Consider the following 21,274-nt stretch of genomic DNA (forward strand, 5'->3'; position numbering starts at 1 on the left):
TCCAGCATGTGTGTCATGGCGTTACAGGGTGATGCCTGGGGTCAGGGACGATGGCAGGCTGACGCGCTCTGCCTCAAGGGAGGCAACGGGGAACGCACAGTAGTCCGCCGCATAGTAAGCGCTGGCACGGTGGTTACCTGACGCACCGACACCGCCAAAAGGCGCACTGCTGGCAGCGCCCGTAAGCTGTTTATTCCAGTTCACGATCCCGGCGCGGCTGTGCAGCCAGAACTGCTGGTAGCGCTCGGCGGAATCGGACAACAGGCCTGCTGCCAAGCCATAGCGGGTGTTATTGGCGTGCGCAATGGCCTCTTCAAAGCCCTGGTAGCGCACCACTTGCAACAAAGGCCCGAAGAGCTCTTCGTCCGGCCGATCTGCCACAGCAGTCACGTCCAGCAGGCCGGGCGTCAGCAAGGCTGCAGTTGTATCGGGCTGGGTCATGGGCAACAAGGGCGTGGCACCTTGGCTCAGCAATGCCGCTTGTGCAGCCATCAAGGCCTGGGCAGCGGCCAGCGATACCACGGCGCCCATGAAGGGCGCTGGCTGTGCATCGAAGGCGCCCACTTCAATGCGGCCTGCCACTTCCACCAACAGCGCCAGCAAGCGATCGCCCCATGGCCCCGCCGGCACCAGCAAGCGACGCGCACAGGTGCAACGCTGGCCGGCAGAAATATAGGCGGACTGAATGATGGTGTAGACGGCAGCGTCCAGGTCTTCCACCTCATCGACCACCAAGGGGTTGTTACCGCCCATTTCCAGCGCGAGGATTTTTTCCGGGCGGCCAGCAAACTGCATGTGCAAATGATTACCCGTGCGGCTGGACCCCGTGAAAAACACCCCATCGATATCGGCGTTGGCCAACGCCACACCCGTATCACGCGCGCCCTGAACCAGGTTGAGCACGCCCGCTGGCAAACCGGCGGCCTCCCAGCACTCTGCCGTCAGCGCGGCCACGGCTGGCGTAAGCTCACTGGGCTTGAACACCACGGTGTTACCCGCTAACAGGGCTGGCACGATATGGCCATTAGGCAGGTGCCCTGGGAAGTTATAGGGGCCGAACACTGCGACTACACCGTGGGGCTTGTGACGCAACACAGCATTGGCGTCGCCCAGCACGCTGTGCTTTTCACCCGTGCGTTCTTGGTAGGCTTGAACAGAGATGGCAACTTTGTTCACCATGCTGGTAACTTCGGTCGTTGCTTCCCACAGCGGCTTGCCTGTTTCCTCGCCAATGCAATGGGCCAATTGAGTAGCGCGGGCTTTCAACTGTTCAGCGAACGCCTGCAAGTAGCCCACGCGTGCGTCCAGCGATAGCAGCGCCCAGGCCGGGAATGCACGGCGCGCGGCAGCAACGGCCTGCGTCACCTGGCCGGCCGACGCCGCCTGGCCTTGCCAGAGCACGCGCTGGCCTACAGGGTCCAAGGATTGGAAAGTATCGCCTTCGCCGTCAAGCCATTGCCCCTCGATAAACAACGTATTCATGGCCGGGCCTCCGGGACCGTAGCAGGTGACAACGATACGGCGCGCACCTGGTCGCCTGCATGCAGGCGCAACCGGCGCGCGGTGAGCGGATCGACCACCAGGGTGCCCGCCGCCAGCCGCGCTGGCGCGGCGGTAATGCGGCAGTGCTCGAGCTCACGGTTGTGAATGAGATAGACCGGCGCGTCATCGCCTGGGGTGCCCACCGCCAGTACCAGCGCCTTGCTGTCTTGGACAGCGCGGATTTTCGTGGCTTCGCACTCCACGGCTGGGCCGGCATCGAAAATGTCCACGTAACCCTGATAGTTGAAGCCCTCGCCTCGCAGCATGGCCAGCGCCGGCTCGGTATCGGGATGAACCTTGCCGATCACGTCCCTGGCCGCTTCGGACAGGAAACAGCTGTACAGCGGAAACTTGGGCATCAGCTCGGCAATGAACGCCCGGTTGCCGACCCCGGTGAGGTAGTCGGCCTGGCTGAACTCCATCTTGAAGAAGTACCGCCCCAGGCTTTCCCAGAACGGCGACTTACCGGCCGCGTCCGAAATACCCCTCAGCTCTGCAATTACTTTGGCACCGAACAGCCCTGTGAACTCTGCCATGAACAGCAGGCGCGCCTTGGCCAGCAGGCGCCCGTGCAAGCCGGTACGCATGTCCTCGCGCAGGAACAGCGAGCACAGTTCGGAATTGCCGGTCAGGTCGTTAGCCAGAAACAGGGTGGGGACTTCCCGGTAGATATTCAGCTCTTTTGACGCACTGACGGTCAGGCCCACCCGGTAGTTATACCAGGGCTCGCGCTGGCCTACAGCGCCTGCAATGGCGGAGGTGCCGACTACGGTGCCGTCGTCGGTTTCAAGCACGAACAGGTAATCGGTATCACCCCGCTCCGCCTCGCCACGGAACGTTTTTTCCGCCCACGCGACACGCTGGGCCAGGCGTTCCTCATTGGCCGGCAATGTGGTCAGGCCGGGGCCCGTGCCGCGTGCCAGGTCGATCAGCGCGCTCAGGTCGCTGCTGCGTACGGGACGAACAATCATGCTATCTCCTCGGGCGGCTGCCTCATGGCGCCGCGTTCCGCAATCCTGTACCCGGCGTTACCCGCCGGGCCGACACGTGCCCTAAACGGCGACCACTCGCACGCTTGCATCCTCGCCCACCCCCAGACGATCAGCCACGGCCTGTGGCAGGCTCACGGGCTTGCCAGGCGCCCAGTCCAGCTCCAGCAAGGCAGCGCGATAGTCCTGCAACTGGCCGTTGGCAATCAGGTACGGGCGCCCGCCCGAAGCGGCTTCGTCGATGCGCACGGGCACCATACGGCTACTGGCAATGGACCTGATGTTCGACACCCGGGCATGCAAAGTGGGCCCCCCGTCGAAAATGTCGATGTAGTGCTCGGTCTCGAAACCCTCGCGCATCAGGATGTCGAAGGTGATCTGTGCCCGAGGGTGCACCTGCCCCATGGCCTCCTGGGCTGCGTCTGGCAGCAGAGGAACGTAAATAGGGTAATGGGGCATCAGTTCAGCCAGGAACGTGCGGCTTTTGAGCCCGCACAACCGTTCGGCAGCGGCGTAGTTGATATCGAAGAAATTACGCCCAATGGCATCCCAGAATGGTGAGTCCCCGTGCTCGTCGCTGTAGCCTACGATTTCCGTGACCACAGACTCGGCAAACCGCTCCGGGTGATTGGCCATGAACAGCAGCCGCGCCCTGGAGTTGAGTTCTGCCCAAGGGGTAGCCACCAGTTCGGGAATCACATAGAAGCTGGTGAGCAGGCTGTTACCGGTCAGGTCGTGGCACTGGCTGAGCACATGGATCTTGTTGTGTATCTTCAGCTCGCGGGAGGCATGTACAAAGGTTTCGTTGCGGAAACTGTAAAACGGCTCGGAATACCCAGCGGACGCTACGATTGCGGAGCACCCCACCAGGCAGCTGCGGGCAGTGTCTTCCAGCACAAAGAAATAGCTCTCTTCGCCATTGAAGCTGACCTCGGCGGCAAAGGAGGCTTCGGACGCCACGATCTTGTCGCGCAGGCGCTCCAGGTCATCTGGCAACGAAGTGACACCGATCGGGCTGTCCGCGGCAAGCCGTTGTACCTCGTCCAGGTCGGCCATTTGCGCAGGGCGCATCACGAGCATGGTGCCACTCCTTGAATAGAATAAATAAGGCGAGGCCATAGCCTCGCCGGTCAACCCCGAGGGATCAGGCCTTGCACAATTCAGCGACGGCCCGCTCGAAGCGATCGAGACCTTCGTTGATGTCCTCCAGCGCCACTACCAGGCTTGGGGCGAAACGCACCACATCCGGGCCAGCCTGAAGAATCATGAGGTTCTGGCGCTCGGCGGCGTTGAAGAAGTCCTTTGCCTTGCCCTTCCAAGGCTCGCTCAGCACGCAGCCGATCAACAGGCCCATGCCACGCACCTCGCTGAACACGCCGTACTGCTCGCCTATGGCACGCAGCCGCGTGGCAAAGTGCTCGTGGCGCACTTGAACGCCTTCAAGCACCTGCGGCGTATTGATCACGTCCACCACAGCCTCGGCCACCGCACAGGCCAGCGGGTTGCCCCCGTACGTGGTGCCGTGCACGCCAACGCTCAAGTGCTTGGCCAGCTCGTGGGTGGTCAGCATGGCGCCAATGGGGAAACCGCCACCCAAGCTCTTGGCACTGGACAGTACGTCGGGCGTCACACCGTATTGCATATAGGCGAACAGTTTCCCGCTCCGGCCCATACCGCTCTGCACTTCGTCGAACACCAGCAGGGCGTTGTGCTGGTCGCACAGGGCGCGGGCGCCTTCCAGGTAAGCTTTGTCGGCTGGTAACACGCCGCCTTCGCCCTGAATGGGCTCCAGCACCACTGCGCAGGTCTTGTCCGAAATGGCAGCCTTCAGTGCGTCCAGGTCGTTGTAGGGCACATGGGTAATGCCTTCGATCTTGGGCCCGAAGCCGTCAGAATACTTGGGCTGGCCCCCTACGCTGACGGTGAACAGGGTGCGGCCATGGAAGCTGTTGACGGCGGCGATGATCTCGTACTTTTCAGGGCCGAACCGATCATGGGCCACTCGGCGCGCCAGCTTGAAACAAGCTTCATTGGCTTCGGCGCCGGAATTGCAGAAGAACACACGGTCGGCGAAGGTCGCGGCTACCAACTTGGTAGCCAGGCGCAGTGCCGGCTCGTTAGTGAATACGTTGGAGACATGCCACAGCTTGGCAGCCTGCTCGGTGAGTGCACCGACCAGCGCCGGGTGCGCATGGCCCAGCACGTTCACGGCGATGCCGCCTGAAAAATCGATCAGCTCTCGGCCTGCCTGATCCCAGACGCGCGACCCATCCCCGCGCACAGGAATGAAGCCTGCCGGCGCATAGTTAGGGACCATCACCTGGTCGAAATCGGTGCGTTGCACCTGAGCGTGATCAGCGGACATCAGTGTCTCCTGAAGCGAAGCAGGCCGAGAGTGGCCAGCGTTGGGGGATTGTAAGGAGTGGCCGAGGCCTGGCCTTGTCGCCATGCGACAACTTGTTACAGCTGCATACCCCTTAATCAAGGGGTTTTCAGCAATGCGACATATAGCGTCACAAAGGCGCAGTCTAAAGGGCCGGGGGGGTTGGAGGAAGGGTTGGCGCTAAGTAGCGCCTGATCCTGCTGGTTGCCTTGGGTGAGGTCTGAGGCGGTGCAGATACCGGTAGGTTCCCGACCTCCGCCTTCGGCTGCGACCGGTCCCACAGCAAACAGCGTATGGCCTAGCCTCGCTCTGCCGAGACCGGGGCCAGCTCGAAAGGGCTGCCCGTGCGCCGCTGGTTACGGTCTTCGCGGGGCGTAGCGCCAAAGAAGTTGCGATAGGCACTGGAGAAGTGCGGCCCGGATGAAAACCCGCACGACAGCCCGATCTGAATGATCGACTTGCTAGTCTGCATCAGCATCTGCCGCGCCTTATTCAAGCGGAGCTCCAGGTAATACTGGCTAGGCACGCGGTTGAGGTACTGCTTGAAAATACGCTCCAGCTGGCGGCGGGATACGCACACGTGCTGGGCGATCTCATCGGTGGTCAGCGGCTCCTCGATGTTGGCTTCCATCAACAACACTGCCTGGGTGAGCTTAGGGTGGCTGGAACCCAGGCGGTTCTGCAGCGGAATCCGCTGGCGCTCGCCTCCTTCACGAATCCGCTCCACCACCAGCTCTTCGGATACCGCCCCAGCCAGTTCTGCACCATGGTCGCGCGCCAGCAGCGCCAGCATCAGGTCTAGCACGGCCAGCCCGCCGCAGGCGGTCAACCGGTCGCGATCACAATCGAACAAGTGGCTGGTGGCGATCACCTTAGGGTAGCGCTCGCTGAAGTCATCCTGCCAGCGCCAGTGCACCGAGGCGCGGTAGCCATCGAGCAGGCCCAGGTGCGCCAGCGGGTAGATGCCCGCCGACAAACCACCCACCACGCACCCACTGCGCACCAGTTGCTTGATAGCGCTGGCCAGGGCCGGCGGCGGATTGGCCGGGGGTTCATCGGCGACCAGGAACAGCTTGTCACAGCCCTCCAGGCGACCGGCCCATGGCACTCCCGGAAGTTGCCAGCTCTCCGGCGTATTACCGGGCGCTTCTGCATGGAGGAATACCCGCTCGTACAGCACATCGGGATGTACTTTGCCCGCGACAACGAGGGCTTCCTCGGCCAGGGCCAGGGTCAGCGCCTTGGTGCCGGGCCATATGAGAAAACCGATTCGCTGGGCGGTCATGTGAGCACTCGTGTTTGAAGGGGACGTCGCCTGCCCAGCTGAGGCAGGCACAACTGGGCGGCTTATTTGAGGCTACCTGACAGGAACTGGCGCAGCCGCTCGGACTGGGGGTTGGCGAGCACTTCACGGGGGTTACCCTGCTCTTCCACGCGCCCCTGATGCAGGAACACCACCTGGTTGGACACTTCTCGGGCAAAACCCATTTCGTGAGTCACGACTACCATGGTCCGGCCTTCCTGGGCCAGGGACTGCATCACCTTCAACACGTCACCCACCAGCTCCGGGTCCAGCGCAGACGTAGGCTCGTCGAACAGCATCACCTCGGGCTCCATGGCCAGCGCGCGGGCAATCGCCACACGCTGCTGCTCGCCACCGGACATATGCCCTGGGTAGGCGTCCTTGCGATGGTTCACGCCCACCTTGGTCAGGTAATGTTCAGCCTTAGCCTGGGCCTCTTTCTTGTCCATGCCCAGTACGTGCACAGGGGCTTCCATCACGTTCTGCAAGGCCGTCATATGGGACCACAGGTTAAAGTGCTGGAATACCATGGCCAGGCGCGAACGCAGGCGCTGCAGCTGCTTGGGGTCGCCGGCCTTGAGGCCGCCGCCTTTATTGGGCACCAGGGTCAAGGCTTCGTTGTTGAGCAGGATGCGGCCCGACCACGGTTGCTCAAGCAAATTGATGCAGCGCAGGAAGGTACTTTTGCCCGACCCGCTGGAGCCGATGATGCTGATCACATCGCCCGCCTTGGCTGCCAGGCTCACACCCTTGAGCACCTCATGGCTGCCATAGCGCTTGTGCAGGTCCTGTACTTCGAGTTTGTTCATGGTCGTTTCTCTGGAATAAGGCCGGGCGACAGCTGGGCCGCCCGGGATCGCGATCAGCCTTTGCGTGGTGACAGGTAAGCCAGCCAGCGGCGCTCGGCCAGCTTGAACAGGCGTACGAACACCAGGGTGATGCACAGGTAGATGACCCCCGCCGTGATATAGGCTTCGAAGGGCAGGTAGTACTGGGCATTGACGGTGCGGGCCGCGCCGGTGAGGTCCATCAGGGTAACGATGGACGCCAGGCTGGTGGTTTGCAGCATCATGATCACTTCGTTGCTGTACTGGGGCAGCGCGCGCCGAAGGGCCGACGGCAACAGGATGCGCCGGTACATCAGCGACCTGGACATGCCCATGGCCCGCGCCGCTTCGATCTCGCCGTGGGGCGTTGACCTCAGGCTGCCAGCAATGATTTCAGCGGTGTAGGCGCTGGTGTTGATCGCAAAGGCCAGGCAGGCACAGAAGGTGGCATTGGACAGCATCGGCCACAAGACGCTTTCGCGCACGGCCGCGAACTGTGCCAGCCCGTAGTAGATCAGAAACAGCTGCACCAGCATGGGGGTACCGCGGATCACGTAAGTGTAGAGCCATGCCAGCCCGCTGACCCAACGCCGGCTGGACACACGCATCAGCGCCAGTGGTAACGCCGCCAGCAAGCCCAGCAGCAACGAAATGCCCAGCAGCTTGAGGGTTTCCAGCAGGCCGCTGAGGTACAAGGGCAGGTTGGCCTGGATCACCGTGTAGTCGAAGATCATAGCTCTACCGCCCTCACGCCTACGGAATAGCGACGCTCCAGCCACTTGAGCAGCAGCAGCGACACGCTGGTGATGACCAGGTAAAGCACAGCCACAGCCAAGTAAAAGGTAAAGGGCTGACGGGTGGCGTCTGCCGCCTGCTTGGCCTTGAACATCATGTCCTGCAGGCCCACCACTGAAATAAGGGCGGTGGCCTTGGTCAGCACCAGCCAGTTATTGGTAAACCCTGGAATGGCCAGGCGAATCATCTGGGGCACCAGCACCCGGAAGAAGATCTGAACGCTGCTCATGCCATACGCCAGCCCTGCTTCCATCTGCCCCTTGGGAATGCCCATGAAGGCGCCCCGGAAGGTTTCGGACAAGTAAGCCCCGAAGATGAAGCCCAAGGTAAACACACCGGTCAGCAAGGGGTTGAGGTCGATGTAATCGTCATAGCCCAGCAGGGGCGCTACCCGATTGATCACGTCCTGACCACCGTAGAAGATGAGCAGGATCAGGACCAGGTCCGGAATGCCTCGGATGACCGTGGAATATAATTCGCCCAGCCAGGCCAGCGGCCGGATGGGCGACAGGCGGAACGCAGCACCCAACAGGCCGAGCACGATGGCCAGGGCCATGGACGAGAGCGCCAGTTGCAGGGTGAGGCCAACCCCTTCGAGGATGACGTCGCCGTAGCCGTTCAACATGCTCGCAAGCCTTCACTGTGAGCGCAGAGGCTCGGGCGGATAGAAACGAAACGGGGCCGCGCGCGGCCCCTTTCCAAGGACACGGCGGTATTACTGGCCGTAGATATCGAAATCGAAGTACTTGTCCTGGATTTTCTTGTATTCGCCATTGGCGCGAATGGCCGCGATGGCCGCATTGAGCTTGTCCAGGTCGGCTTTGTCGCCCTTGCGCACGGCGATGCCCACGCCATCACCGAAATAGTTGACGTCGGTAAAGGCCGGGCCTGCAAAAGCAAAACCCTTGCCCGAATCGGTTTTCAGGAAGCCGTCCTGCAGCAGGGTGGCGTCGGCCAGGGTGCCGTCCAGGCGGCCTGCTGCCAGGTCCAGGTAGATCTCGTTCTGGGAGCCGTAGGGTTTGACTTCCACGCCCTTGGGCGCCAGCACTTCACGGGCGAAGCGTTCATGGATAGAGCCGCGCTGCACGCCGATATTCTTGCCCTTGAGCGGGCTCAGGGAATCGTCCAGTGCAAAGCCTTCCTTCATCACCAGGCGGGCCGGGGTGTTGTAGTACTTATTGGTGAAGTCGACGGATTTTTTACGGTCTTCCGTGATGGACATGGACGACAGGATGGCGTCGATCTTGCGTACCTTCAGGGCCGGGATAAGGCCGTCGAATTCCTGCTCCACCCACACACACTTGACCTTCATTTCGGCACACAGGGCGTTGCCGATGTCGTAGTCGAAGCCCACGATGCTGCCGTCCGGTGCCTTGGACGCGAACGGCGGGTACGCGGCCTCGATGCCTATCTTCATAGGCTTTTCGTCCGCGGCGGCCGTGAACGACAGCACAGACAGCGCCAAGGCACCCATCAGGGCAAGCTTCTTCATGGGACTACTCCATCAGGGGCGAAGCGCGACAGCGGGGCAGGCGCGTTGCCAAGGACCAATTATGCTTCCAAAAGGGAAACGAGAGGGGGGCATTCTAGCGGTGAGCGAAGGCGGGAAATTTCTGAAATGCGACAACATGTTACAGAGGAGCCAAGCATGACCGCACGCCCTATTGACAGCAGGCACCTGAGATGCTTAGCGGCATTGTACAAAAACCAGAGGCTGTTGCAAGTTTCCTGCCTGGGAATCGAAATACCTGCAGCAGAGCACTCGCTTCGTTTAGCCGTTCCCTTCGGCTTTCCCTAGCCATACAGAAGTGTTTCCTACGGTTTCATTGGGGGCATTATCCAGTAACACCTGAACAGAGGCCACACAGCAAAAGCCCCGCCGTAGCGGGGCTGGATAAACGGCAGCAGCCAACCGTACCTAAGCGGCAGACATTTCCCGATGGGTATCGATCAAGTGCTGCACTACACCCGGGTCTGCTAGCGTGGAAATATCACCCAGCGCACCGTACTCGGCCGTGGCAATCTTGCGCAGTATGCGCCTCATGATCTTGCCTGAACGTGTTTTTGGCAAACCTGGCGCCCACTGAATCACGTCTGGAGAGGCGATCGGGCCGATTTCCTTGCGCACCCAGTTTTTCAACTCCTGGCGCAGGGCCTCGCTGGGTTGTTCACCATGGTTGAGCGTCACATACACGTAGATCCCCTGCCCTTTGATGTCATGGGGCACCCCCACCACGGCGGCTTCGGCGACCTTGGGATGGGCCACCATGGCACTTTCGATTTCTGCAGTGCCCATGCGATGGCCACTGACGTTCAACACGTCATCCACGCGCCCGGTGATCCAGTAGTAGCCATCCTCGTCGCGCCGAGCACCGTCGCCGGTGAAGTACATGCCACGGAACGTCTTGAAATAGGTGTCCACAAAGCGGTCGTGGTCGCCGTAGAGCGAACGTGCCTGGCCTGGCCAAGAATCCAGAATCACCAGGTTGCCTTCGGCAGCGCCTTCGATCAGGTTGCCCAGGTTGTCCACCAGCGCCGGTATCACGCCAAAGAAGGGCTTGGTCGCTGAGCCTGGTTTCAAGCCAATAGCGCCCGGAAGGGGGCTGATCAGCACACCACCGGTCTCGGTTTGCCACCAGGTGTCGACGATCGGGCAACGTTCCTTGCCCACGGTCTTGTAATACCAGTTCCAGGCTTCAGGGTTGATAGGCTCCCCTACGGAACCCAGCAGTCGCAGGCTGGAGCCGTCCGCCCCTTCAACGGCAGCGGTACCCTCGGCCATCATGGCGCGAATGGCGGTGGGTGCGGTGTAGAGAATGTTCACCTTGTGCTTGTCCACAATCTTGGACACGCGCGTGATGTCGGGATAGTTGGGCACGCCTTCGAACAGCAGTGTGGTGGCGCCATTGGCCAGTGGGCCGTAGACGATGTAGCTGTGGCCAGTGACCCAGCCTACGTCAGCGGTGCACCAGTAGATTTCGCCTGGGCGGTAATCGAATACCCGTTCGTGAGTGAGCGCTGCATACAGCAAATAACCCGCCGTGGTATGCAACACGCCTTTGGGTTTGCCGGTAGAGCCGGAGGTATACAGGATGAACAGCGCCTCTTCGGCACCCATCTCCTTGGGTGCGCAGGTACTGGAGGCCACTTCAAGCAGGGCGTGGTACCAGATGTCCCGGTGGCGGTTCCACTCGATGTCGCCGCCTGTGCGCTTGCACACGATCACCTTCTGCACGCTGCTGGTTTCAGGGTTGGTGAGCGCCCTGTCCACATTGGCTTTCAAGGAGGTCTTCTTGCCGCCGCGCAAGCCTTCATCCGCGGTGATCACCACCTTGGACTTGCAGTCGATAATGCGTCCCGCCAGTGCTTCAGGCGAAAACCCGCCAAACACGACCGAATGGATAGCACCAATGCGGGCACAGGCCAGCATGGCAACCACGGCCTCTGGAATCATCGGCATGTACAGGGTGACCACATCGCCCCGGTGCACATCCTGACCACGCAAGGCGTTGGCAAACTTGCACACTTCTTCATGCAGTTCGCGATAAGTAATCGTTCGGCTTTCGGAGGGGTCGTCGCCCTCCCAGATGATCGCCGGCTGGTCGCCGCGGGCTTCGAGGTGGCGGTCAAGGCAGTTGTACGCCACGTTGAGGGTGCCGTCAGCGAACCATTTGATGTCAACGCGGTGGTCATCAAAAGAGGTTTGCTTGACCTTTTCGAACGGCTTGATCCAGTCCAGACGCTGGGCTTGCTCGCGCCAGAAGCCGTCAGGGTTAACCACGGACTGCTGGTACATGGCCTTGTAGGTTGCCTCATCGGTGAGGGTGTTTGCCTTCACGTCAGGGCGAACGGGGTACAGGGAAGCCGCACTCATCTTTACGTTCCTCAGGGCAATCGTTGTTCTTGTTAGGGGGGTTGTACGCCAAAGCGCTGCCCTACAGCCATTCGACAATGGTAGTAAAAGGTTCGGACAGCAGCGTTGCGGCTTTATTGTTACGTATTTGGATAATACTGTTTCTTCAAAGCCTGCCTGTTATCACCACTTGGCGCGCGCCTAGAATGCACCCCGCCAGCAATGGCAAACCCGCTGAACAGCCCCCACGAAGGTCTGCTTTCACCCCTCCCTGACGAGACGCCCGCGATCCGGAAAACGGTCGCGCGGGCACGCTCGACCTTAAAAAAGGTAAGCCGAAATGACTCGCTTCACGTTCACCCTGTCCACCTGCATCGCGACCTTTGCCTTAGGCACAGTGTTGCCGGCCTTTGCCAAGGCGGACTCGGAAGAACCCGTGGTTGAACACTACACCTACGCTACCCCATTGGATGTCGCGCATGTGGTAAGCGTGGACCCAGTGCCCAACGTGTGCCAGGCAGTACCGGTGCGCATGACCTACGACGACAGCCAGGGCAAGCGGCATGTGATGGAATACGAGGTGATGGGCAACGGGTGTACGGACTAAAACACAGCCTTGTACCGTAAGGCCCTATAACGGCTCATCCGCATGCCGAGGGGCATTCAGGGCCTGCTTGTACAGCCGCAGGCTGAGCAACAGGCCGGCCGCCGCCGCCAGGGCCGCCATGAGGAAGATCGACGCAAACCCGAAGCCGGACGCCACTGCACCTGCGACCGGGCCGGTAAGGCCCAGCGACAAGTCGATGAACAGCGAATAGGCACCTACCGCCGCACCACGGCTGGCTGCGGGCACCAGGTTCACGGCCTCTACGCCCAGTGCTGGGAACACCAGGGAGAACCCGAAGCCGCTCAGGGCTGCGCCCGCCATGGCCCACTCCATGCTGGGGGCCACCCAGAGCAGCAGCAGCCCTAGGGTTTCCACTCCGAGGCATGCGATGGCCACACGAAAGCCACCCAGGCGGTTGATCATGCCGCCAAACAGTAGGCGAGCAAAAATGAAGCAGCTGCCGAAGATGGACAGGCACAGCGCGGCATCCCCCCAGTGCTGAGTCGCGAAATACAGGGTGATAAAGGTCGCGATGGTGCCAAAACCGATACCGCCCAAGGCCAGGCCACAACCGTGGGGCAATACCCGCCCCAGCACATGGATAAAGGGCAGGCGTTCGCCGCTCACGATAGGGGCCGGGACTTTGCGCCAGGCCAGGGCGATGCCCAAGGCTGACAGCAGCATCACGGCAACCCCCATGCTCCACAACCCCAACTGCCCCACCAGCCATACCCCGCCGGGCGCACCGATGGCCAGCGCCCCATAGCTGGCAATGCCATTCCAGGAAATGACCTTGGCAGTATGGGCCGAGCCCACGCGCCCAATGCCCCAGCCAATGGAACCGGAGCCCACCAGGCTTTCGGCCGAGCCCAGCACGACCCGGCCGATGAACAGGCATGCCAGGCTCAACCCCGGCATGGCCTGGAACCAGGCCGCCAGCAGCATGAATACACCACTGAGCCCACAGCCACCCAAGCCGATGATCACGGCTTTCTTGCTGCCTCGGTTGTCGATGAGGCGGCTGGCATAGGGCCGGCTAAGCAAGGTGGCCAGGTACTGAACGCTAATCACCAACCCGGCCAGCACCGCGCCGTAGCCCAGGTCGGTATGCACGAACCCGGGCAGAACAGCCAGTGGAATGCCAATGTTCAGGTAGCCGATGAACGTGAACAGTACGATGGAAACCACTTGCAGCGTGATTGCCAGGGGGTGCGGCGTAGAAGACATGAGCGGTGCCGTGGAAGCCATGAATGGGAAAGAGCCTAGCTGGCCGGACGCGTACCGGCATGGGCCGATTTCAGCCGGTACAGCACCAGTGATAGCGCGACCCACACCGGTATCATCAACACGGGCACGTGCATCCCCATGGCCCACATCACACCCAGGATCAATACCACAAAGGCCAGGCACAGGTAGTTGCCCGTCGGATACCATACAGCCTTGAACAGCGGTGCCTGGCCAATACGGTTCAAATGCTGGCGGAAGCGCAGGTGCGACCAGCTGATCATGGCCCAGTTGATCACCAGAGTGGCCACCACCAAGGCCATCAGCACCTCCAGCGCATCGTGAGGCATCAGGTAATTGAGCAGCACGGTAATGGCTGTCACCACTGCCGAGGCCAGCACCGCCACTACCGGCACGCCGCGACGGTCCAGGCGGGCCAGGGCGGCAGGCGCATCGCCCTGCTCTGCCATGCCAACCAGCATACGCCCATTGCAGTAGGCTCCGCTGTTGTAGACCGATACGGCTGCCGTCAGCACCACAAAATTGAGCACATGGGCGGCGGTGTCACTGCCTAGCAAGGCAAATACCTGAACGAAGGGGCTGGCGCTGTAGCCGTCCCCGCCCGCCCCCAGGGTAACCAGCAGGCTGTCCCAGGGAATAAGGGACAACAGCACAACCAGGGCGCCCACATAAAAGATCAGGATGCGCCATATCACCTGGTTGATCGCCTTGGGGATGACCTCACGGGGTTTGTCGGCCTCAGCCGCCGTGAAACCGAGCATTTCCAGCCCGCCGAACGAAAACATGATCAGCGCCAGTGCCATCACCAGCCCGTGCACGCCATTGGGGAAAAACCCGCCGTGTGCCCAGAGGTTCGTGACGCTGGCCTGCGGGCCACCGTGGCCGGAGACCAGCAACCAGGTGCCCAGGCCTATCATGCCCACCACTGCCACAACCTTGATGATGGCAAAGCAGAATTCAGCCTCCCCGAACACCCGTACGTTGGTCAGGTTTACTATCGTGACCAGGGCAAAGAAGCCTGCCGCCGAGACCCAGGTAGGGATCTCTGGCCACCAGTACTGGATGTACTTGCCCACTGCCGTGAGTTCGGACATGCCCACCAGCGTATACAGCAACCAGCAGTTCCACCCGGAGAGAAAGCCGGCAAACCCGCCCCAGTAGCGGTGGGCGAAGTGGCTGAAGGAGCCGGCCACCGGTTCTTCGACGATCATTTCCCCCAACTGGCGCATGATGAGAAAGGCAATGAACCCACACAGGGCATAACCCAGGATCATGGACGGGCCGGCAGACTTGAGCACACCGGCAGAGCCCAGGAACAGGCCGGTGCCAATGGCGCCGCCCAAAGCGATAAGCTGGATGTGACGGTTTTTCAGGCCGCGCTGGAAAGCGCCTGTGTCGCGAGGGTGGGAAGCGGTCAAAAGCGGTTACCTTGAAAACGATTACGCACCTTGCCCCGATCACGAATAGCAGGGTGCCATTTCACTACCGGTAGGCTGAAACACACTGCCCGGCCAAGGCCGGGCAGCGGGGGTTCAACGCTTGGCCGGACCTTTCGGAGCGCCAGCGGGCTTACCAGAAGGCTTGCCGGACTGACGACTGCTTGGCTTGCCGCCGGGTGCAGCGGAAGGCTTGCCTTCCGATGGGCGACGGCCATTGCCACGCACTTCGCTGGGGCGTTCGGCCACTACCGAACCCCGCGCAGGTGCTGGCCGTGGGCGCTGTTCTTCACGTGCCGCACGGGGTGCGCGCTCATCGGCGTCCGCTGCAGGGCGCACCTGGCGTACGCGCTCGTTACGGCCCAGCGGGCGCGCCGACTTGCGTTGCATACGTTCCAGCTTGTCCTTGGCCTTGGCGGTTTGCACCGGCATGGCCACCGACGCCAGCCCTACTTCAGCGGCCAGGATGTCCACTTCGTGTTGGCCCAGCTCACGCCAGCGGCCCATGGGCAGGTCCGAATTCAGGAACACCGGGCCAAAGCGCACGCGCTTCAAGCGGCTCACCACCAGCCCTTGGGACTCCCACAACCGGCGCACTTCGCGGTTGCGGCCCTCCATGACCACACAGTGGTACCAGTGGTTGAAACCTTCGCCGCCCGGCGCTTCCTGAATATCGGTGAATTTGGCCGGGCCATCTTCGAGCACCACGCCCTCCTTCAACCGGGCGATCATGTCGTCGTCCACTTCACCGCGTACGCGCACCGCGTATTCGCGGTCCATTTCATACGACGGGTGCATCAGGCGGTTGGCCAGTTCACCGTCGGTGGTAAACATCAGCAGGCCCGTGGTGTTGATGTCCAGCCGGCCGATGTTGATCCAGCGGCCTTCACGTGGGCGCGGCAGGCGATCGAATACGGTGGGGCGGCCTTCCGGGTCGTCGCGGGTGCAGATTTCACCATCGGGCTTGTTGTAGATGATCACGCGGCGCACGGTTTCGGCCGCTTCTTCGCGCTTGATCAACTTGCCGTCAACGGTAATGGCATCGTGCAGGTCTACCCGCAGGCCCAAGGGGGCCACCTTGCCGTTGACCTTGATGCGGCCTTCGCCGATCCAGGCTTCCACGTCGCGGCGCGAGCCTACGCCAATGCGGGCCAGTACTTTCTGGAGTTTTTCCCCGGCTGGGGGCAACGGCGCGTCAGCGGCGTCGATAACGTGTTCATTCATGGTTGGCACCTCCCGGTGGGTGGACGACACGGCGGCTTTCGCCGAAAAGGGCGCGCATGATACGCCCAAATGACGCTGCGGCGTAGCCGAGGTTACAAAGTTTCAGACCAGTGCCTTAGCGAGGCCTCTCGCTGTTGGCGTTGCTGTCGGCTTCAGGCGCCGCTTCGTCGGCCTCCGTGCCTGGTGGTTCAAGGCCTGGCATTGGCCCCGTATCTGGTGCCGAACCGAGTTCAGTATCCGGCAGTGGCTCAGTTAACCGCAGGTCATCGAAGTCTGTCTTCAAGCCTGCCTCCATGTCATCAAGTTCCAGCAACAGGCTGCGGAAGCTGGTTTCTTCGGCAGGCGCAGCCGCTCCACCCTCTACCACGCCCCCACTGGCATCGGCCAGTGCCTGGAGGTGCGCCGGCACGGGCGCGTCTTCGTCGTCCAGCAAGGGGGCAGGTTCAAGCTCGCGCAAGTCAGCCAGTGGTGGCAGCTCGTCGAGGTTTTTCAAATTGAAATGATCCAGGAATGCCTTGGTGGTCGCAAACATGGCGGGCCGGCCGGGCACTTCTCGGTGCCCTACCACGCGAATCCACTCTCGCTCCAGCAGGGTCTTGACGATGTTGCTGTTGACCGCCACGCCTCGTACGTCTTCGATCTCGCCACGGGTGATGGGTTGGCGATAGGCGATAAGCGCCAGGGTCTCCAGCATGGCACGCGAGTACCGCTGGGGGCGCTCTTCCCACAACCGCCCCACCCAGGGCGCATATCGCTCACGGATCTGCAGGCGGTAGCCGGAGGCCACTTCCACCAGTTCAAACGCCCGGTTGTCGCAGGATTTGCGCAGCAGGTCCAGCGCCTTGCGAAACACCGAAGGGCCTGGCCGCTCGGCCTCTTCAAACAGCTCGTAGAGCCTGTCCAGACCCTGGGGTTTACCGGAGGCGAGTAAAAAGGCTTCGAGCAGAGGCGCCAGCTCGCGAGGTTCATTCAGGTTCATGGGGGGCTCAGGTAGGTACGTTCAGTCTGCTCGCACCCGTACATGGATGGCAGCAAAGGCCTCATTTTGCACCAACTCAATCAAAGATTCCTTCACAAGTTCGAGAATGGCCATGAACGTCACCACCACACCCAGCTTGCCCTCGTGCGCCGCGAACAGGTCGATAAAGGGTACAAAGGCACCCCCTTTGAGCTTTTCCAACACCTCACTCATACGCTCTCGGGTAGACAGCGCCTCACGGCTTACCTGATGGCTTTCGAACATGTCGTTGCGCCGCATCACCTCGGCCATGGCCAGCAGCACTTCCTCCAGGGCAACGTCCGGTAACAGGCGCCTGGCCTTGGCCTGGGGCGCGTCCAGTTGTGGCACCTGAATCTCCCGGCCCACCCGAGGCAGCGCCTCGATACCCTCGGCCGCGGCCTTGAAGCGTTCGTATTCCTGCAGACGGCGAATCAGTTCGGCTCGGGGGTCGCCCTCCTCTTCCTCGACGTCTGCCGAACGAGGCAACAGCATGCGGGACTTGATCTCTGCCAGCATGGCCGCCATCACCAGGTACTCGGCCGCCAGCTCCAGCCGAATGGTTTTCATCAGCTCCACATAGGCCATGTATTGCCGGGTGATATCGGCCACCGGTATATCCAGCACGTCGATGTTCTGCTTGCGAATCAGATACAGCAGCAGGTCGAAGGGCCCCTCGAAGGCTTCAAGGAAGACTTCCAGCGCATCCGGCGGGATGTAGAGGTCCTGGGGCAGGTCGGTAAACGCTGCGCCATATACCCTGGCCGGCTGTGGCGTGTCTGTGGCCGCTACCGCCTCGGCGGCTGACGTCATGCGCCCGCCTCGAAAGGCGTGGGGTCGCCACACCCCACCCGCACGACCTGCGGGTCATTGCTGGAGAGGTCGACCACGGTAGAGGCCGCACCGCCGCCAGGGCCGCCGTCGATGATCAGGTCCACCTGGTGCTTGAGCCTTTCACGCATCTCGTCGATGTCACTCATGGGTTCTGTGTCACCGGGCAGAATCAGGCTCACGCTCATCAACGGCTCACCCAGCGCCTCCAATAGCGCTTGGGCAATGGGATGCTGCGGCACCCGTAGGCCAATGGTACGGCGCTTGGGGTGCAGCAGCAGCCGCGGCACTTCACGGGTAGCGCTGAGGATAAACGTGTACGGGCCGGGCGTATGAGCCTTCAGCAACCGGAAAGCGGCGGTGTCCACCTTGGCGAACAGGCCCAGCTGCGACAGGTCGCTGCACAGCAGCGTGAAATTGTGGCGATCATCCAGCTGGCGCAAGCGCCGAACACGCTCGATGGCCGATTTTTCGCCAATGCGGCAGCCGACTGCGTAGGACGAGTCAGTGGGGTACACCACCACACCGCCTGCGCGAATGATATCCACGGCCTGCTTGATCAGCCGTGCCTGGGGTGTTTGCGGGTGAATCTGAAAGAACTGGCTCACGTGATAGTCCTGATCATAGGCCTGCGCGCTCATTTCCAAAACGCTCCCACAGCAACGGCAGGTCTTGCGGAAGCGCGCGGTAGCTGCCGATTTCTCCCCAGTTGCCGGGCCCATGGAAATCGCTGCCTCCACTGGCCAGCAGCTTGAATTCCCGAGCCAGGATGGCGAGGGTTCCTGTTTGTTCGTCCGCCTGCTGACCATTAACCACTTCCAAGGCATGGCCCCCGGCCTGCTGATAGTCGGTGATCAGGCGCCGACGCTTGCTTCGATTGAAATCATAGTGCATCGGGTGAGCAAGGCTTACCCAGGCGCCTGCACGGCGCAGGGTGCGAACGGTGTCTTCGAGGGTGGGCCAATGCTGCTTCACGTCCCCGATCTTGCCGGCACCCAGCCAACGCTTGAACGCGGCCTGCCTGTCCGGTACCCACCCTTTTTGCACCAGGTAGTCGGCAAAGTGCGGTCGCGCCGGTGCATTTCGGCTGTCGCCCAAAGCCGCCTGAAGCGCACGCGCGCCCTCCAGCGCACCGGGCATGCCCTTAGCCGCAAGCCGACGGTCGATTTCCTCGGCCCGTAGCCAGCGACCGGTATGCAACGCCTCCAGCGCTTCGGATAGCTCAGGCGCATCCAGTTCAAACCCGTACCCCAGCACATGGATGGTGGCCCCGCCCCATGTGCAGGACATTTCAACGCCGCTGACCCACTGCATACCCAGGTCGGTGGCGGCTGCATGGGCTTCGCTCAAGCCATCCAGGGTGTCGTGGTCAGTGAGCGCAATCAGCTTCACGCCCTGCGCATGGGCCCGGGCGACTACGCTGGCCGGGGCCAGGGCGCCATCGGAGGCCGTGCTGTGACAGTGCAGGTCAACATTCATGGGCGACACTTTCGAGTTCAGGAAGGTTTGCTATTATGCCGCCACATCCTGCGCCTGGCTGCCATTGTGAAACAACTGATCGACTTTATTCCGTTGCTGCTGTTCTTCGTGGTCTACAAAACCGACCCCCGCACCCTGGACATCGCCGGGCACAGCATTGCCTTTGGCGGTATCTTCAGTGCGACCGCCGTGCTCATCGGCAGTTCGCTGCTGGTGTATGGCATTCTCTTCCTTCGCCAACGCCGGCTGGAAAAAGGCCAATGGCTCACCCTGCTAGGGTGCCTTGTGTTTGGCGGCATGACCCTGGCCTTCCACAGCGAAACCGTCCTCAAATGGAAAGCGCCCGTGGTGAACTGGCTGTTTGCCCTAGCGTTCCTGGGCAGCCACTTCATCGGGGACCGTGTGTTGGTTCAACGTATCATGGGCCACGCACTTACCTTGCCAGAGCCGGTGTGGAAACGCCTGAACGTGGCCTGGATCGTTTTCTTCGTGGTGTGCGGCGCGGCCAACCTGTTCGTGGCCTTTACCTTCGAACGGTTCTGGGTCGACTTCAAAGTATTTGGCAGCCTGGGCATGACCCTGCTGTTCCTGGTAGGCCAAGGCATTTACCTGTCGCGCCACCTCCATGACCAAGCCCCTACCCCCAAGACCAAGGACTGACATGCTCTACGCAATCATTGCCACAGATGTAGAAGGGTCACTGGACAAACGCCTGGCCGTACGCCCGGCACACCTGGAGCGGCTGCAGGCGCTGCAGGCCGAAGGCCGCCTTGTGCTGGCAGGCCCTCACCCGGCCATCGACAGCATCGACCCTGGCAGCGCCGGCTTCAGCGGTAGCCTGGTGGTGGCTGAGTTCGACTCACTGATCGTTGCTCGGGAGTGGGCCGAAGCGGACCCCTACAGCACGGCAGGCGTGTATGCGGACGTGACGGTAAAGCCGTTCAAACAAGTTTTCCCAAGCGCCTGATTGACCATGAGCGATCTGCTGCTAATAGACGACGATGTGGAGCTGTGCGAGCTGCTGGGCAGTTGGCTGACCCATGAAGGTTTCCAGGTACGCGCCTGCCATGATGGGCGCAGCGCGCGCCTGGCCCTTGCCCAATCAGCACCCGCTGCGGTTGTGCTTGATGTGATGCTGCCCGATGGCAGTGGGCTGGAGCTGCTCAAGCAGTTACGTGCCGAGCATGCCGAGCTGCCGGTCGTGATGCTTTCGGCACGAGGAGAGCCCCTGGACCGCATTCTTGGCCTGGAGCTGGGCGCAGACGACTATGTGGCCAAGCCGTGCGACCCGCGTGAACTGACTGCGCGCGTTCGTGCTGTACTACGGCGTACGCACCCCACAGCCACCACCACCCAGATCGAGCTGGGCGACCTGACCTTCAGCCCAGCTCGCGGCGTAGCTAACATCGACCAGCACGCCATCTCCCTTACCCTGTCGGAAAGCCGGATCCTGGAGGCACTTCTTCGCCAACCCGGTGAGCCACTGGACAAGCAGGAGCTGGCGCAACTGGCCCTGGGCCGCAAGCTGACCCTTTACGACCGCAGCCTGGACATGCACGTAAGCAACCTGCGCAAAAAAATCGGCCCCCACCCCGATGGCCGCCCGCGCATTGTAGCCCTGCGTAGCCGAGGCTATTTCTATGCCAGCTGACTGTCAGCAGGCTGCTTACGGTGTTTACCGAGTCTTTACCCAGGCCTGACTGCCCTTGACGCTGCCGCCCGTACACTGAGCCCATCCGGTAAACGACCGGCAACGAACAAGG

General features: G+C 61.7%; 21 protein-coding genes. 4 read left to right on the forward strand and 17 right to left on the reverse strand.

Annotated features, from left to right (window positions below):
- Positions 1-21: 21 nt before the first annotated feature.
- The 10 genes from astD to acs all read right to left on the reverse strand — a co-directional run bounded on the left by astD (position 22) and on the right by acs (position 11,713).
- Entirely contained in the window at positions 22-1,482 is a 1,461-nt protein-coding gene (gene astD, locus ACSAMW_RS06970; protein WP_500593289.1) for a succinylglutamate-semialdehyde dehydrogenase, read from the reverse strand.
- The gene (gene astA, locus ACSAMW_RS06975; RefSeq protein ID WP_500593290.1) at positions 1,479-2,513 is read right to left on the reverse strand and encodes an arginine N-succinyltransferase; all 1,035 of its coding nucleotides are present in this window, start codon (positions 2,511-2,513) and stop codon (positions 1,479-1,481) included. Before astA ends, astD begins: the two co-directional genes overlap by 4 nt.
- 81 nt (positions 2,514-2,594) lie before the next feature.
- Entirely contained in the window at positions 2,595-3,611 is a 1,017-nt protein-coding gene (gene aruF / locus ACSAMW_RS06980) for an arginine/ornithine succinyltransferase subunit alpha (RefSeq protein ID WP_500593291.1), read from the reverse strand.
- 64 nt (positions 3,612-3,675) lie between these two features.
- Complete coding sequence (locus tag ACSAMW_RS06985) at positions 3,676-4,896, reverse strand: aspartate aminotransferase family protein (RefSeq protein WP_500593292.1); 1,221 nt, start codon at positions 4,894-4,896, stop codon at positions 3,676-3,678.
- Between the two features lie 316 nt (positions 4,897-5,212).
- Positions 5,213-6,199 (reverse strand): transcriptional regulator ArgR, encoded by a 987-nt coding sequence (gene argR / locus ACSAMW_RS06990; protein ID WP_500593293.1) that lies wholly within the window; start codon positions 6,197-6,199, stop codon positions 5,213-5,215.
- Between the two features lie 62 nt (positions 6,200-6,261).
- Entirely contained in the window at positions 6,262-7,026 is a 765-nt protein-coding gene (locus ACSAMW_RS06995; RefSeq protein ID WP_500593294.1) for an ABC transporter ATP-binding protein, read from the reverse strand.
- Positions 7,027-7,079: 53 nt separating this feature from the next.
- The gene (locus ACSAMW_RS07000) at positions 7,080-7,778 is read right to left on the reverse strand and encodes an ABC transporter permease (RefSeq protein WP_500593295.1); all 699 of its coding nucleotides are present in this window, start codon (positions 7,776-7,778) and stop codon (positions 7,080-7,082) included.
- Positions 7,775-8,464 (reverse strand): ABC transporter permease, encoded by a 690-nt coding sequence (locus ACSAMW_RS07005; RefSeq protein ID WP_500593296.1) that lies wholly within the window; start codon positions 8,462-8,464, stop codon positions 7,775-7,777. Before ACSAMW_RS07005 ends, ACSAMW_RS07000 begins: the two co-directional genes overlap by 4 nt.
- Positions 8,465-8,554: 90 nt before the next feature.
- The gene (locus tag ACSAMW_RS07010; protein WP_500593297.1) at positions 8,555-9,331 is read right to left on the reverse strand and encodes an ABC transporter substrate-binding protein; all 777 of its coding nucleotides are present in this window, start codon (positions 9,329-9,331) and stop codon (positions 8,555-8,557) included.
- Between the two features lie 426 nt (positions 9,332-9,757).
- Entirely contained in the window at positions 9,758-11,713 is a 1,956-nt protein-coding gene (acs, locus tag ACSAMW_RS07015) for an acetate--CoA ligase (RefSeq protein ID WP_500593298.1), read from the reverse strand.
- 319 nt (positions 11,714-12,032) lie between these two features.
- Here acs and ACSAMW_RS07020 point away from each other — a divergent pair, with 319 nt between their 5' ends.
- Positions 12,033-12,299: a DUF2790 domain-containing protein gene (locus ACSAMW_RS07020; protein WP_500593299.1), complete on the forward strand. Its 267-nt coding sequence runs from the start codon at positions 12,033-12,035 to the stop codon at positions 12,297-12,299.
- A 24-nt stretch (positions 12,300-12,323) separates the two neighbouring features.
- Here the strand turns inward: ACSAMW_RS07020 and ACSAMW_RS07025 are convergent, their stop codons facing one another.
- The 7 genes from ACSAMW_RS07025 to ACSAMW_RS07055 all read right to left on the reverse strand — a co-directional run bounded on the left by ACSAMW_RS07025 (position 12,324) and on the right by ACSAMW_RS07055 (position 19,511).
- Positions 12,324-13,526, reverse strand: coding sequence for an MFS transporter (locus tag ACSAMW_RS07025; protein WP_500593300.1), 1,203 nt, complete (start codon positions 13,524-13,526; stop codon positions 12,324-12,326).
- A 35-nt stretch (positions 13,527-13,561) separates the two neighbouring features.
- Entirely contained in the window at positions 13,562-14,962 is a 1,401-nt protein-coding gene (locus ACSAMW_RS07030) for an amino acid permease (RefSeq protein ID WP_500593301.1), read from the reverse strand.
- Between the two features lie 114 nt (positions 14,963-15,076).
- Complete coding sequence (gene rluB / locus ACSAMW_RS07035) at positions 15,077-16,204, reverse strand: 23S rRNA pseudouridine(2605) synthase RluB (protein WP_500593302.1); 1,128 nt, start codon at positions 16,202-16,204, stop codon at positions 15,077-15,079.
- Between the two features lie 115 nt (positions 16,205-16,319).
- Positions 16,320-17,183, reverse strand: coding sequence for an SMC-Scp complex subunit ScpB (scpB, locus tag ACSAMW_RS07040; protein WP_500593303.1), 864 nt, complete (start codon positions 17,181-17,183; stop codon positions 16,320-16,322).
- A 21-nt stretch (positions 17,184-17,204) separates the two neighbouring features.
- The gene (locus ACSAMW_RS07045) at positions 17,205-18,014 is read right to left on the reverse strand and encodes a segregation and condensation protein A (protein ID WP_500593304.1); all 810 of its coding nucleotides are present in this window, start codon (positions 18,012-18,014) and stop codon (positions 17,205-17,207) included.
- Positions 18,011-18,640: an L-threonylcarbamoyladenylate synthase gene (locus ACSAMW_RS07050; RefSeq protein WP_168085751.1), complete on the reverse strand. Its 630-nt coding sequence runs from the start codon at positions 18,638-18,640 to the stop codon at positions 18,011-18,013. Before ACSAMW_RS07050 ends, ACSAMW_RS07045 begins: the two co-directional genes overlap by 4 nt.
- 13 nt (positions 18,641-18,653) lie before the next feature.
- Positions 18,654-19,511 (reverse strand): PHP domain-containing protein, encoded by an 858-nt coding sequence (locus ACSAMW_RS07055; RefSeq protein ID WP_500593305.1) that lies wholly within the window; start codon positions 19,509-19,511, stop codon positions 18,654-18,656.
- 66 nt (positions 19,512-19,577) lie between these two features.
- On the opposite strand from ACSAMW_RS07055, the gene ACSAMW_RS07060 reads away from it, so the two are divergent.
- From ACSAMW_RS07060 to ACSAMW_RS07070, 3 genes are read left to right on the forward strand one after another with little or no spacing between them, the layout of a single operon-like run.
- On the forward strand, positions 19,578-20,171 hold the full coding sequence (locus tag ACSAMW_RS07060; protein WP_500593306.1) for a septation protein A: 594 nt from the start codon (positions 19,578-19,580) through the stop codon (positions 20,169-20,171).
- A gap of 1 nt (position 20,172) precedes the next feature.
- Positions 20,173-20,478 carry a YciI family protein gene (locus ACSAMW_RS07065; RefSeq protein WP_500593307.1) on the forward strand — a complete coding sequence of 102 codons (306 nt, stop codon included), beginning with the start codon at positions 20,173-20,175 and terminating at the stop codon, positions 20,476-20,478.
- A 6-nt stretch (positions 20,479-20,484) separates the two neighbouring features.
- The gene (locus ACSAMW_RS07070; RefSeq protein WP_500593308.1) at positions 20,485-21,162 is read left to right on the forward strand and encodes a response regulator transcription factor; all 678 of its coding nucleotides are present in this window, start codon (positions 20,485-20,487) and stop codon (positions 21,160-21,162) included.
- Positions 21,163-21,274: the final 112 nt, after the last annotated feature.

The organism is Pseudomonas sp. AB39(2026) (genome assembly GCF_059831485.1).

Excerpts from the sequence above, each read along its gene's own strand:
- acs (WP_500593298.1), bottom strand. The coding sequence starts at position 11,713 with ATGAGTGCGGCTTCCCTGTACCCCGTTCGCCCTGACGTGAAGGCAAAC.
- ACSAMW_RS07055 (WP_500593305.1), bottom strand. The coding sequence starts at position 19,511 with ATGAATGTTGACCTGCACTGTCACAGCACGGCCTCCGATGGCGCCCTG.
- ACSAMW_RS06985 (WP_500593292.1), bottom strand. The coding sequence starts at position 4,896 with ATGTCCGCTGATCACGCTCAGGTGCAACGCACCGATTTCGACCAGGTG.
- ACSAMW_RS06995 (WP_500593294.1), bottom strand. The coding sequence starts at position 7,026 with ATGAACAAACTCGAAGTACAGGACCTGCACAAGCGCTATGGCAGCCAT.
- astA (WP_500593290.1), bottom strand. The coding sequence starts at position 2,513 with ATGATTGTTCGTCCCGTACGCAGCAGCGACCTGAGCGCGCTGATCGAC.
- scpB (WP_500593303.1), bottom strand. The coding sequence starts at position 17,183 with ATGAACCTGAATGAACCTCGCGAGCTGGCGCCTCTGCTCGAAGCCTTT.
- rluB (WP_500593302.1), bottom strand. The coding sequence starts at position 16,204 with ATGAATGAACACGTTATCGACGCCGCTGACGCGCCGTTGCCCCCAGCC.
- ACSAMW_RS07065 (WP_500593307.1), top strand. The coding sequence starts at position 20,173 with ATGCTCTACGCAATCATTGCCACAGATGTAGAAGGGTCACTGGACAAA.
- aruF (WP_500593291.1), bottom strand. The coding sequence starts at position 3,611 with ATGCTCGTGATGCGCCCTGCGCAAATGGCCGACCTGGACGAGGTACAA.
- ACSAMW_RS07005 (WP_500593296.1), bottom strand. The coding sequence starts at position 8,464 with ATGTTGAACGGCTACGGCGACGTCATCCTCGAAGGGGTTGGCCTCACC.
- ACSAMW_RS07070 (WP_500593308.1), top strand. The coding sequence starts at position 20,485 with ATGAGCGATCTGCTGCTAATAGACGACGATGTGGAGCTGTGCGAGCTG.
- ACSAMW_RS07010 (WP_500593297.1), bottom strand. The coding sequence starts at position 9,331 with ATGAAGAAGCTTGCCCTGATGGGTGCCTTGGCGCTGTCTGTGCTGTCG.
- astD (WP_500593289.1), bottom strand. The coding sequence starts at position 1,482 with ATGAATACGTTGTTTATCGAGGGGCAATGGCTTGACGGCGAAGGCGAT.
- ACSAMW_RS07020 (WP_500593299.1), top strand. The coding sequence starts at position 12,033 with ATGACTCGCTTCACGTTCACCCTGTCCACCTGCATCGCGACCTTTGCC.
- ACSAMW_RS07000 (WP_500593295.1), bottom strand. The coding sequence starts at position 7,778 with ATGATCTTCGACTACACGGTGATCCAGGCCAACCTGCCCTTGTACCTC.
- argR (WP_500593293.1), bottom strand. The coding sequence starts at position 6,199 with ATGACCGCCCAGCGAATCGGTTTTCTCATATGGCCCGGCACCAAGGCG.
- ACSAMW_RS07025 (WP_500593300.1), bottom strand. The coding sequence starts at position 13,526 with ATGTCTTCTACGCCGCACCCCCTGGCAATCACGCTGCAAGTGGTTTCC.
- ACSAMW_RS07045 (WP_500593304.1), bottom strand. The coding sequence starts at position 18,014 with ATGACGTCAGCCGCCGAGGCGGTAGCGGCCACAGACACGCCACAGCCG.